This window comes from Pseudonocardia alaniniphila (assembly GCF_022524485.1).
Lineage (GTDB): Bacteria > Actinomycetota > Actinomycetes > Mycobacteriales > Pseudonocardiaceae > Pseudonocardia > Pseudonocardia alaniniphila.
On the sequence record NZ_JAKXMK010000002.1, the window covers coordinates 65,067 to 77,253 of the forward strand.

Annotated in this window: 11 protein-coding genes; 4 read left to right on the plus strand and 7 right to left on the minus strand. The window is 71.4% G+C overall.

The genetic code is table 11. From position 1 onward, the window contains the following. Positions 1-5: 5 nt before the first annotated feature. The gene (locus tag MMF94_RS01380) at positions 6-551 is read right to left on the minus strand and encodes a TetR/AcrR family transcriptional regulator (RefSeq protein WP_241034521.1); all 546 of its coding nucleotides are present in this window, start codon (positions 549-551) and stop codon (positions 6-8) included. 132 nt (positions 552-683) lie between these two features. On the opposite strand from MMF94_RS01380, the gene MMF94_RS01385 reads away from it, so the two are divergent. The 4 genes from MMF94_RS01385 (at position 684) to MMF94_RS01400 (ending at position 5,853) form a co-directional block, all read left to right on the plus strand. Then, the gene (locus MMF94_RS01385; RefSeq protein WP_241034522.1) at positions 684-1,523 is read left to right on the plus strand and encodes an oxidoreductase; all 840 of its coding nucleotides are present in this window, start codon (positions 684-686) and stop codon (positions 1,521-1,523) included. A gap of 329 nt (positions 1,524-1,852) precedes the next feature. After that, complete coding sequence (locus MMF94_RS01390) at positions 1,853-3,370, plus strand: amidase (protein ID WP_241034523.1); 1,518 nt, start codon at positions 1,853-1,855, stop codon at positions 3,368-3,370. 70 nt (positions 3,371-3,440) lie between these two features. Beyond that, entirely contained in the window at positions 3,441-4,778 is a 1,338-nt protein-coding gene (locus tag MMF94_RS01395) for a cytosine permease (RefSeq protein ID WP_241034524.1), read from the plus strand. Positions 4,779-4,827: 49 nt separating this feature from the next. After that, positions 4,828-5,853, plus strand: a complete 1,026-nt coding sequence (locus MMF94_RS01400; RefSeq protein WP_241034525.1) for a formamidase — start codon at positions 4,828-4,830, stop codon at positions 5,851-5,853. A 9-nt stretch (positions 5,854-5,862) separates the two neighbouring features. Here the strand turns inward: MMF94_RS01400 and MMF94_RS01405 are convergent, their stop codons facing one another. The 6 genes from MMF94_RS01405 to MMF94_RS01430 form a co-directional block, all read right to left on the minus strand. Continuing rightward, positions 5,863-6,690 (minus strand): LLM class F420-dependent oxidoreductase, encoded by an 828-nt coding sequence (locus MMF94_RS01405; RefSeq protein ID WP_241034526.1) that lies wholly within the window; start codon positions 6,688-6,690, stop codon positions 5,863-5,865. Between the two features lie 1,160 nt (positions 6,691-7,850). Next, on the minus strand, positions 7,851-8,330 hold the full coding sequence (locus MMF94_RS01410; RefSeq protein WP_241034527.1) for a Fur family transcriptional regulator: 480 nt from the start codon (positions 8,328-8,330) through the stop codon (positions 7,851-7,853). Next, positions 8,327-9,193 carry a metal ABC transporter permease gene (locus MMF94_RS01415; protein WP_338104150.1) on the minus strand — a complete coding sequence of 289 codons (867 nt, stop codon included), beginning with the start codon at positions 9,191-9,193 and terminating at the stop codon, positions 8,327-8,329. The genes MMF94_RS01410 and MMF94_RS01415 overlap by 4 nt, the downstream gene beginning before the upstream one ends. 5 nt (positions 9,194-9,198) lie before the next feature. Next, positions 9,199-10,107 carry a metal ABC transporter permease gene (locus MMF94_RS01420; RefSeq protein ID WP_241034528.1) on the minus strand — a complete coding sequence of 303 codons (909 nt, stop codon included), beginning with the start codon at positions 10,105-10,107 and terminating at the stop codon, positions 9,199-9,201. Beyond that, on the minus strand, positions 10,104-10,976 hold the full coding sequence (locus MMF94_RS01425; protein WP_241034529.1) for a metal ABC transporter ATP-binding protein: 873 nt from the start codon (positions 10,974-10,976) through the stop codon (positions 10,104-10,106). Before MMF94_RS01425 ends, MMF94_RS01420 begins: the two co-directional genes overlap by 4 nt. Further along, on the minus strand, positions 10,973-11,896 hold the full coding sequence (locus MMF94_RS01430; protein WP_241034530.1) for a metal ABC transporter solute-binding protein, Zn/Mn family: 924 nt from the start codon (positions 11,894-11,896) through the stop codon (positions 10,973-10,975). The genes MMF94_RS01425 and MMF94_RS01430 overlap by 4 nt, the downstream gene beginning before the upstream one ends. Between the last annotated feature and the right edge of the window lie 291 nt (positions 11,897-12,187).

The window sequence follows — 12,187 nt, forward strand, 5'->3', positions numbered from 1 at the left end:
CCGGCTCAGTGCCGACCGACCCCGTCGAGGAACGTGGCGACGACGAGGTCGGCGGCCTGCGGCGGATCGAGCCGGGGGAGATCGTGGGCGACCGAGTCGACGAGTTGATCCAGCACCCTGCGGGTCCAGCCCTCCGCTAGGTCGGCGCGGAGCAGCCCCTCCGCGGTCGCCCGCTCCAGGAACACGTCGAGCCGCCGGCTCTGTGTCTCCCGGCGTTCGTTCGCGACGGGATCCGCGCGCATCATCCGCCGCACGTCGAGCGGCCACTCCCGGCTGACCGGCACGATTCCCTCCACGTAGCGGTGCAGCGCCACCGCCACCGGCGCCTCCTCGAGCCGGGCCGCGTCGAGCACCTGCTCCGCGGAGTCGAGCTTGGCCTGGAAGACGGCGGCGAGCAGGGCCTCCCGCGTGGCGAAGCGCCGGTAGACCGTGCGCCGGTCCACCCCCGCCGTCGTGGCGATCGTGGCCATGCTCACCGTCGGATCCTCGGCGAGCAGCCGTGCTCCCGTGCGCAGCACGGCGTTCAGGTTGCGTGTGGCGTCCGCTCTCATGGTCATTCCACCGTACTTGGTGTGCGGCACCTCACCTCTCACTTTCGGCGTCATGGCGGCGGATACCCGTCATAGTGCTACGAGCGTGTGACACTTGCCCGAGATGGTTTCACCCGACGTGAGGAAGAGGACATGACCAGGACCTGGCTGATCACCGGTAGCTCGCGTGGCTTCGGCCGTGAGCTGGCGACGGCGGCGCTGGAGCACGGGGACCAGGTGGTCGCCACCGCCCGCCGGCCCGAGCAGGTCGCCGACCTGGCAGAGAGCTACGGCGACCGCGTGCGCACGTACGCGCTGGACGTCACCGACGCGGAAGCGGCGCGAGCGGCCGTCCGGTTCGCCGTCGACGAGTTCGGCGGTCTGGACGTCGTCGCCAACAACGCGGGCTATGCGAACTCCTCGCCGATCGAGGAGACCTCGGACGAGGACTTCCGTGCGCAGGTCGAAGCCAACTTCTTCGGCGTCGTGAACGTCACGAAGGCCGCTCTCCCGGTGCTGCGCGCGCAGCGCTGCGGCCACTTCGTGCAGTTCTCCTCCGTGGGTGGCCGCGTGGGCGGGTCGCCGGGCGCCGCCGCGTACCAGGCGGCGAAGTTCGCCGTCGAGGGCTTCTCGGAGGTGCTGAACAGCGAGGTCGCGCCGCTCGGCATCAAGGTCACCATCGTCGAGCCCGGAGCGTTCCGCACCGACTGGGCCGGTTCGTCCATGCGGGTCGCGCCGGTCGGGCCGGACTACGAGCAGACCGTCGGTGCGATGAACCGCCGTCGCGCCGGCTTCGACCGGACCGCTCCGGGCGACCCGGCCAGGGCGGCGCGGATCATCGTCGACGTCGTGGACCTGGAGGAGCCGCCGTTGCGCCTGCTGCTCGGTGCCGGTGCGGTGGAGGCGGCCGAGACGTCCTCACGTGCCCGTGCCGCGGAGGCGGAGCGGTGGGCCGACGTGAGCCGCTCGGCCGACTTCCCGCCCGGCGAGTAGCTGCCGGGTTTGCGCACGTAGCGGTGGTACGTCTCGTGGTGGGCGGGTATGTGCCCTCCGCGTCGACCGGTCATCGAGCCGAAACCGAGGGGTACAGGACGGACATCTGCGCTCCGTAGCGTCGTGGACTGCGGAGACCCCGCCGCACCGAGTGCGGAACTTCGCGCGCTCGACCTCGCACCGGCCGACCCGGGCCGACAGGGGCGACGCCCGCCCGGCACCGGTGCCCGGCATCCACCCCAACCACCCCTGCGCGGTCGACGGCCGCCTGCGGTCGGGCGCCGGAGGCTCGGCCTTCCCGACGCCCGCCTGACGAGAGGGAGCCGACCTTGCCCTTCGAGGAACTCACCACCACCGCATTCCACGAGCAGGTGCTCACCGGAACCACGACGAGCGCCGACCTCGTGAGCTGGTACCTGCAACGGATCGCCGACATCGACTCCGCAGGGCCGCGCATCGGCTCCGTCGTCACGGTCAACCCGCTGGCACTCGCGGAGGCCGAGGCGCTCGACGCGGCGTTCGCGGCCACGGGGAAGCTGCAGGGTCCGCTGCACGGCGTTCCCGTGCTCATCAAGGACCAGGCGGAGACGGCCGGGATACCGACGTCGTTCGGGTCGGCGCTGTTCGCCGACTACGTCCCCGAGCGCGATGCCACGGTCGTGACCAGGCTGCGCGAGGCCGGGGCGATCGTGCTCGCCAAGACGACCATGTGCGACTTCGCCGCAGGCTGGTTCTCGTTCTCCTCGCGCAGCGATCACACGAAGAACCCGTACGCCCTCGACCGCGAGGCGGGCGGGTCGAGCGCCGGCACGGGCGCGGCGCTGACCGCGAACCTGGGGCTCGTCGGCGTCGGGGAGGACACGGGCGGCTCCGTCCGCGTGCCCGGCTCCTTCGCCAACCTCTTCGGGCTGCGCCCGACCACCGGGCTCGTGAGCCGCACCGGGTTCTCGCCGCTCGTGCACTTCCAGGACACGCCCGGGCCGATGGGCCGGACGGTGGGCGACGTCGCCGTTCTCCTCGACGCCATGGTCGGGTTCGACCCGGCCGACCCCTTCACCGCCGTGGCGGCTCGGATCCCCGGCAGGCAGGGCAGCTACGTCGCCTCGCTGGAGGGGGCCACGCTCGCCGGAGCACGCGTGGGCGTACTGACGGACGCGTTCGGCTCCTTGCCGGAGTCGGAGGCGGTCTCCGCGCTCGTGCTCGCCGCGACCGACGAACTGCGCGCCGCCGGGGCTGACGTGCACGACCTGGAACTGCCCCATCTGCAGGACTGGATCGAACAGACGGCGTTCTACGCGACGCAGTCCAAAGAGGACATCACCGCGTTCCTCGCGGCCCGTCCCGCGGCTCCGGTGCGCAGCCTCGACGAGATCTTCACCAGCGGGGTGTTCCACCCGCTGACCGATCTGTTGTCCACCGCCGCGGCGGGACCGCGGGTGGCGGCGGACGCCCCGGACTACCACCGGATGCGCGTGCGCCAGGAGGAGTTCCGGCGCGCCCTGCTCCACGCGATGGCCACCGCCGACGTCGACGTCCTCGTCTTCCCGACGGTGCAGGTGCCACCCCCGACGCGACAGGAGCTCGCGGACCGTCGCTGGAGCGCGGAGACGTTCCCCACGAACACCGTGATCGCCTCCCAGAGCGGCCTGCCGGCGATGACCGTGCCGGTGGGGATGACCGACGACGGCCTGCCGGTGGGCATGGACGTGGTCGGGCGCCCGCTCGCCGAGCCCCAGCTGCTGAGGTTCGCCCTGGCCTGGGAGCAGCACGCCCGACCCCGGCGGCCACCGGTGCTGCCCCACGCCGTTTCCGAAGCCCCCGCCGCGGCGACGGCCGGCGCCCGCTGAGTCCCGGCGCCCCCGCACCCGTCCTGACAGTCCACGGCCGAACCGGCCGCATCGATCGGAGGACCGCTCCGTGAGTACCACCAGCCAGCGGGACCAGGAGGTCCCCGAGCACCACGCGCTCGAGTCCGAGTTCGAGCACGAGTCCGTGCCGCTGTCGCACCGGCGGTCGCTCGGTTCCGTCTCGGCCGTGTGGTTCGGCTTCCCGATGATCATCACCAACGCGGTGTTCGGTGGCGCGACGGTCTACGGCCTCGGGTTCTGGCGCGGGATCGGCGCGATCATCGTCGGCAACATCATCCTGATGCTCTACGTCGGCACGCTGAGCTACGTCGCGGGCAAGACCGGCAAGAACTTCGCGCTGACGGCCGCCCAGACGTTCGGCCGCCACGGCGCGACCATCGCCGCGGGCTTCCTGTCCACCGTGGTCATCGGGTGGTTCGCATTCCAGACCGGGCTCACCGGGTCGACCCTGCACACGTCTCTCGGCTGGAACGAGACGTGGATGATCCTGCTCGCCGGTGTGCTCTACATCGCCATCACCTTCATCGGCATCCGGGCGCTGACGGTCATCGGCCTCATCGCCGCGCCGATGTTCGTGGTGCTCGCCGTGGTCGCCCTCGTGCTCGCCGCTCGAGAGGGTGGCCTGTCGGGGATCACCAGCTACCAGGGCGGGGGCCCGGGTGCCACGGTGTTCAGCTTCGGTGCCGCGGTCACGATCACCATCGCAGGCTTCGCCGACTCCGGGACGATGACCGCGGACTTCACCCGCTGGTCGCGCAACGGGCGCGAGGCGGTGATGGCGGCTTTCACCGCCTTCCCGGTGGCCAACTTCATCTCCCTGCTCGTCGGCGGGATCGTCGTCGCCGCGGGCAAGGCCGTGGATCCGGCAACCAACGGCGGTGACTTCCTGCCGGTCCTGACCAGCCACGGCCCCGTGCTCTCCGCGATCGCGGTGGTGTTCGTCTTCGCCAACCTGGGCTCGGTCTGCTGCCACTGCCTCTACAACGGTGCGGTGGGCTGGAGCCAGCTCGTCGGCGGCCGGATGCGGGTGCTCACGGTCGTACTCGGGATCGTGGGGCTCGTGGCCGCACTCGCCGGCGTGTGGAGCTACTTCTCCGACTGGCTGAACCTGCTCGGCATCTTCGTCCCGCCGATCGGAGCGATCCTCATCGTCGATCAGGTACTGCGGCGAGGCTCCAGCCTGCGTGCCGCGCGGCTGTGGCGCCCCGCCCCGTTCGCGGCCTGGGCGATCGCCTCGATCGGCTCGTACGCGGTGCACGTCATGGCCCCTCAGCTCAGCGAGGCCGTCGCCGGGATCGTGCTCGGCGGCGTGGCCTACACGCTGATCGACGCGCTGAGCCCCACGCCGGCCCAGGAGCCGGAGCCCGCGTCCGTCCCGGCCGGCTGATGGACGCGGGCGCAGCTGGGTGGGCTGCCGGGACGGGGAGAGTGATGTCGTGAGTGGGCTCGGTGGCTTGAACCCGTCGCCGGGCGGGATGGTGCTGGGCCTTGTGCAGGCCCCCGTGCCGATCGTCGCGGAGCCGCCGGACGTCGCCGCGGCGGTGGACCGGATCGCCGGCACCGTCATCGGCACGTGCCGCGCGCTTCCCGTCCCCGATCTGCTGGTCTTCCCCGAGTACAGCCTGCACGGGCTGGACCCTGCGACCTGGCTCGATGACCGCCTGCTGTGCGACGTCGAGGGACCGGAGGTTGCGAAGCTGCGCGGGGCATGCGCGGAGGCGAGGATCTGGGGCTGCTTCTCGATCATGGAGCGCAACCCGGGCCGCGCCCCGTTCAACACCGGCATCATCGTGGACGACACCGGCGAGCTGCGGCTGCACTACCGCAAGCTGCACCCGTGGGTACCGGCCGAGCCCTGGCATCCCGGCGACCTCGGGATCCCGGTGTGCGACGGACCCGCAGGCTCCCGGCTCGGCCTGATCATCTGCCACGACGGGATGCTGCCGGAGGTCGCGCGCGAGGCTGCCTACCGTGGTGCGAACGTCATTCTGCGTACCGCCGGCTACACCTACCCGATCCAGCAGGCCTGGCGATTCACCAACCAGGCCAATGCCTTCTGCAACCTCGCCTACACGGCGTCGGTCTGCCTCGCGGGCCCGGACGGGGCGGGGATCCACTCGCAGGGCGAGGCCATGGTCTGCGACGTCGACGGCACAGTGCTCGAGCGAGGCGACGGAACTCCCGGACGGATCGTCACGGCCGAGGTGGTGCCGTCCCGCGCGGACGAGGTCCGGCGTGGCTGGGGCGTGGAGAACAACATCTACCAGCTGGGTCACCGGGGCTACAGCGCCGTCGAAGGAGGCGCCACCGACTGCCCGTACACCTACATGCGGGATCTCGCGGCCGGGAGCTACCGTCTGCCATGGGAGGACGAGGTGCGCCACACCGACGGCACCGGTGCCGGCCTCGGGACCCCCGCCGACGTGCGCGCCGCCGCCCGACCGGCGGGCGGCGACGGCTGAGGCGCTCGCCTAGCCGAGCTTCGCGATGAGCTGGGCGATCTGGTCCAGGTGCCCGAGGGTCTCCCCCTCGGGTGCCGTCGGCAGTTGCAGCGTGACACGTTCGACGCCCAGCTCCTCGTAGCCCGCGAGCTTCTCCGGCTCGTGGGGTCCGATGTGCGTGGCCGAGACCACGACGTCGGCGCCGGCGAGGTCGCGGAGCTTCGCGAGCTGTGGTGCGAGAGCCTCCGGCGAGGGCGAGTTGGGGAGCCACCGGGCGCCGAACCGGGCGATGCGACGGAAGTTGGCCTCACCGCCGCCGACGTAGATCGGCGGATGGGGCTTCTGGACGGGCTTGGGCCAGGAGAAGATCGGGTCGAAGTTCACGAACTCGCCGTGGAACTCGGCCTGCTCCTCGGTCCAGATGCGCTGCATGGCCTCGATGTTCTCGTCCATGCGCCGGCCACGGGTGGTGGGGTCGGTGCCGTGGTTCTCCATCTCCTCGCGGTTCCAGCCCACGCCGACACCGAAGGCGAAGCGGCCGCCGGAGACCAGGTCGAGGGAGGCGACCTCCTTCGCCGTGCTGATCGGGTCGCGCTGGGTCAGCAGGGCGATCCCCGTGCCCAGGACGAGCCGCGAGGTGGCCGCCGCGGCCGCCGTCAACGCGACGAAGGGGTCCAGGGCCCGGTAGTAGACCCTCGGCAGCTCACCTCCGGACGGGTACGGGCTGCGCCGCGAGGCGGGGATGTGGCTGTGCTCGGCCACGAACAGCGCGTCGAGACCGCGCTCTTCGACCGCTCGGCCCAGAGCGCCCGGCGCGATGCCTTCGTCCGTGACGAAGCAGCCGATCCCGAACTTCATGGTGATCCTTCCGGTCGAGGCGTCGGCGGGTTCGTCGCCCGCCGACGGATACGTCCACCTCTACACCCGTCGGCCCGTCCGGTGCGGGCGGCGTGATCAACGTTGCGCACAATGCCGGTGATCTGCATGAACAGGATTTTTTGGGTGAGGTGGGCGGGATCGGGCTCAGGTAGTGGGCCGTGCATCCCTCCCACCGCTCGGTCCTACGATGATCACCGTTTGGGGCCGCGCAGCCGCGTATTGCGCCTTTTTCGACCCCGGTTTGCTGATCATGGTCGGAGCGCTCCGCGGACCCCGAGGATGATCAGCGTTTGGGGCCGCACAGCGGTGTCCAGCACGGTTGCCGCTCCCGATCTGCCGATCATGCACGGCTCGTCGCCAGCGGCCATCGTCGGTGGGGGCCACACCGGCCGCATGCCGCCCGGATGGGCGCGGGCCGCCGCCCGGATGAGACAGGGGCCAGCCGGCTCGCCTGTCCAGTGATGATCGTCATTTGGGGCCTCGTGACCGTGTGTTGCCCGGTTTTCGACCCCGGTTTGCTGATCATGGTCGGGATGGTGGGCCAGCCGCCCGGTACGGCGGGGCCGGCCTCCCCGATGATCAACGTTGGGGGCCGCGCGGCCGCGTCCAGCGGTTGCCGGTCCCAAACTGCTGATCATGCACGGCAAGGGAGTTGTGGCCCGGCGCGGCGCTCGTGCAGTGCTGTTCGGGGCCGCGCTGGTGTGTCGCCGGGTTGGTCTGTGTGGACCTGCAGTCATGGTCGGGTGCGGTTGTCCCGGCTGCTTGGCGGGGCTCCGCCGGCTCTGCGGCATGATCGTCGTTCGGGGACGCGCAGCTGTGTATCGCCCGGTTTTCGACCCCGATTTGCTGATCATGGTCGGGGTGCCGGGTCAGCCGCCCGGTACCGCGGGGCCGGCCTCCCCGATGATCAATGTTTGGGGACGCGCAGCTGTGTGTTGCCCGGTTTTCGACCCCGATTTGCTGATCATGGTCGGGGTGGTGGGCCAGCCGCCCGGTACGGCGGGGCCGGCCCGCCCGGTGATCAACGTTTGGGGGCGCGCGGCCGCGTCCGGCACGGTCGGTGCTCCCAACCTGACGATCATGCGTGGCGAGGGAGTTGTGGCCCGGTGCGGCGCATCCGCCGCCCTCGATCGCGTCGGTCACGGGGCCGGATCACCGTCCTGGGATCGGCACGACCAGCAGATGCCGAGGACCTCGATGGCCGGGTCCACGTCGGTGAACTCGTGCCGTGCCGCGAGCCGCGCCACCCACGCCTCAACGGGGTCGGAGTCGACGGGGACGCTGTAGCCGCAGTCGCGGCAGCGCAGGTAGTGGCGATGATCGGAGTCGGGGCCGTATCGGAAGAGCACCGTCCCGTCCGCAGCGCGTGTCCGGTTGATGTCGCCGAGGTCGGCATAGATCCGGAGGGCGCGGTACACCGTGGTCAGCGCCACCTGGTGGCCGGAGGCGACGAGCCGGTCGTGCAGGGCCTGGGCCGTCAGGAAGGCAGGGCTCTCGGCGAGGGCGGCGAGGATGGCGCGCCGTTGTGCCGTGGCGACCGGCGCGGTCGCAACCCGTCGGTGCCGAGTGCCGGAGAGCCGCTCGGCCCGCGACGGGCCGTCTCGCGCGATGTCTGTCATCGGCGTGAGGCGGTGGCCCGGCCGACCGCTCGACCGGGATCGGGCTTTCGCGGGGCCGTGCGGCACTGGCCGAGCGCCACGGCGAGGAGGTACTCGGCGGCCGCGACCGCCATGATCGTGAAGCTCGGCGGGAACGTGGGCACGGCGTAGGCCAGCGTGATCCCGGCCCATACCGCCGCCACGGCCAGCAGCGCCGAGAGCGCGATGCCCGGCCACGGCCGATCGGTGAGCCGGACGGCCGCTGCCGCCGGCGCGGCCAGCAGGCCGAGCCCGAGGAGTGCGCCCACGATCTGGCTGGTCTCGGCGGTGGTTGCCCCGACGAGGGCCAGGAAGAGCGGGCCGAGCAGGCGCACCGGCACTCCACCGGCCGCGGCGACGGCGGGGTCGATGCTGGTGAACAGCAACGGCCGGGCGATCACGAGGACCGCGACGATCAACCCGGCGGCCAGCAACGCGGCGGTGACGGCAGCGGTCGGGTTGATCCCGAAGATCGATCCGAACAGGACGGCGACGTTGGCGTTGCCGTGAGCGGTGGCGGCACGTTTCGTGAACAGGGTGAGGAAGAGCACGCCGAGACCCAGGACCCATGCCAGACCCGTGCCGATCACCACGTCGTCGGCGCTCGCCCGCCCACCCAGCAGCCCGAGGGCGACGCCGGCGCCGGCGGTCGCCACGAACAGTCCGAGACGCAGGTCGACCCCGGAGGCCAGCGCGGCGAGCGCACCGGTGTAGGCGACGTGCGAGAGCGCGTCACCGGCGAACACCTGCCCACGCAGGACGACGAACCAGCCGATGATCCCGGAGAGGGCGGCGACTGAGGTGCCTGCGACCAGGGCGGTCCGGATGAACGGGTGTGACAGCATGGCGATCACGGCGCGACGCCGGGAAGGGTGCGGCACCGCTCCGGCAGCCCGTGGTGGCCGCGGTGCTCCAGCCCGGCGCGGCAGGCGGTCGCGACCACGTACACCCCGAACGCCAGGGTCGTCACCCAGAACCCGATGGGGTACGGCGAGAAGAACGCGATCGTCTCGCCGCACCAGGTCACCAGGAGCGCGAGGACGATCGAGAGAGCGGCGCCGGCCGCCGGACGGGCGGTCAGCCGGGTCGCCGCCGCGGCGGGAGCCACCAGCAACGCGAAGACGAGCAGGCTGCCCGTGACCTGGCTGGCGCCGGCCGTGGCGATGCCCAGCAGCACGAGGAACGCGACTCCCGCCGCGCGGACCGGGACGCCGTGGACGCGGGCGACGTCGGGGTCGATGGTGGCGAAGAGGAGGGGACGGCCGAGCGCCACGAGCACGACCAGACACACGACACCCGCGACGAGCAGGAGGAGAACCTGTGAGTCGGAGACCGCGGTGATGGTGCCGAACAGCAGGTTGTTCAGGCCGGAGAGGTAACCCCCGTAGAGGCCGACGAACAGGAACCCACATGCCGACGCGAAGGCCTGCACCGTTCCGACGGCGGCGGACTCGTCGCCGTATCCGCCGAGGCCAGAGCCTGGTCGGCTGGTGCTCGGAAGCAGGGCGATGACCAGCGCGCCGGCGACGCAGAACCCGAAGTAGCCGATCGCCGCGCCGGCTCCCAGCCAGACGGCACCTGCCGCACCGGGAAACCCGAGAGTGGCCAGGGTGTGCCCGGCGAAGCTCTGGCGGCGCAGCACCATGAAGTAGCCGACGGCGCCTGCGACCACCGCGACGATCGTGCCGGCACGCAGCGCGTTGAGCATGAAATGGAAGCCGAGCATCTGCTGGACGTCGGCGACGAGGTTCAAGCTCACGGCTCGCCCTCGTGGTGCCCGCGTACCGGCCGGCTGACGAGCAACTGCCCCTCCCGGTCGCGCAGGACGTCGATCCGCGTGCCGTACAGCATCGAGAGGGTGTCGGCGGTGATCACCCGCTCGGGTGGACCCGCCACCGCGCCACCACGGGCGAGATAGACGACCTGGTCGAGGTAGCGCAGCACGGGGTTGACGTCGTGGGTGACCATGAGCGCTGCCACTCCCTCGCGGCGGCAGACCGTGTGGATCAACGTGCTGACGGCTGCCTGATTCGTGACGTCGAGGGAGTCGAGCGGCTCGTCGAGCAGGAGCAGCTCGGGGCGCCGGATCAGGGCCTGGGCGATGAGGAGCCGCTGCTGCTCGCCGCCCGAGCACTGCCCGATCGGCCGTCCCGCGTACGCGCCGGCACCGACGAGCTCGATCACCTCGTCCACGCGCTCCCGCGCCGCGCGGGCGCGTCGTCCGGACAGGAACCGGGGGAGTGGGATCCCCCAGCGGTTGCCGTCCCAGCCCAGGCGGACCACGTCTGAGCCCCTGATCCGGACGCCCGTGTCGAAGGCGCGGCGCTGGGGCAGGTAGCCGATCGCGGCACCTCGGCGCCCCGGCCGGGAACCCAGCACCGTGACCTCCCCCGAGCTGATCGGCGCCATGCCGAGAAGTGCCCTGATCAGCGTGGACTTGCCCGCCCCGTTCGGGCCGAGGACTCCCGCGAACTCACCCGCCCGCACCTGCAGGTCCACGTCGGACCAGATCGTGCGTCCGCCGATGGAGGCGCACGCGCGGCGCAGCGACACCACGACCGGTGCCGCTTCCGGCCTCCCGGTGCGCGCCGCCGGTTCCCGGTCGATCTCGCTCGCCGGGCGGCTCATGCGGCCTTGGCCTGGCGGAGTGCGTTCTCCAGGGCCTGCAGCTGTGCCGACTGCCAGTCCTGGAAGCTCGCGTTCGCCGGGGTGAGCGTCTCGGTCACCTGGACGATCGGGATGCCTGCCCGCCTGGCTTCCTCGACCTGTGCGGCCACGTCGGGCGTGGAGTTCTGGGTGTTGTCGATGTAGACGTCGATCTGCTTCCCGGTGATCTGGTCGTCGATGAGGGACTTGTCCGCGGCCGACGGATCGACTCCTTCGCTGATGTCGTCGAGGAACGCGGTGGGGGTGACCAGGTCGAGGCCGAGGGCCTGAGCGAGCGGGGTGAAGATGCTCTCGCTGGCGCCGACCCGGGTGCCGGAGTACGTGGTCCTGATGTCGTTGACCAGCTGGTGGTACCGGGCCAGGCCGGTGTTCTCGAACATCTGCCGCTGCGCGTCGAAGTAGGCGCTGTCGGACTTGTCGAGCTGCTTCAGGTCCGCGGTGATGGCGTCCGCGACCTTCTCCACGTCGGACGGGGAGTACCAGCGGTGGGGGTTGCCGCCCGGCGGTATCCCGACGAGCTGTCCGACGTCGAGCACGACCCGGCCCGGGTCCGGATCGGCCTCCACGGACCGCTGTGCCCAGGCGTCGTAGCCGATGCCGTTCTCGACGAAGAGCTTCGAGCCGGCGATGACCCGTCCGTCGGCGGGGGTGGGCTCGTAGTCGTGCGGATCGGTGTTCGGGTTGGTGATCAGCGACGTCGCGCTCACATGGGTGCCGCCGAGCTGCGTGAGGATCGAGCCCCACGCGTCGATGCTCGCCGCCACCGGTATCACCGTCCCGTTTCCGGCGGGGGGTGTCGCCGTGGAGGAGGTGGCACAGCCGGCGACACCCGTGGCGAGCGTCGCCGCGACGAGGGGGACAACCAGGGACAGGCGAGACATGCAAGCTCCAGTCGAGATCCGGACTCGGGATCTGCGCCCGGGCACCCGGCGGCCGGGCGCCGTCGACTCAGCGAACATGGAATGAAAACCATTGTCAAATGAGAGCCTGGGCGACTTCGCACGGATCGGCACGTCATCGTGCGCGGAGACGGTGGTTCCGAGCCGCCGGCCGGTCGGAGCATGTGTGATGCGGGCTACACCGCATGTCCTCGGGTCGGCGGCGTACGCCCCGGCGCCGACCCGAGGACGCCGGTCGCGCGTCGGCCTGTCGCCGCCGACTCAACGAGGAGT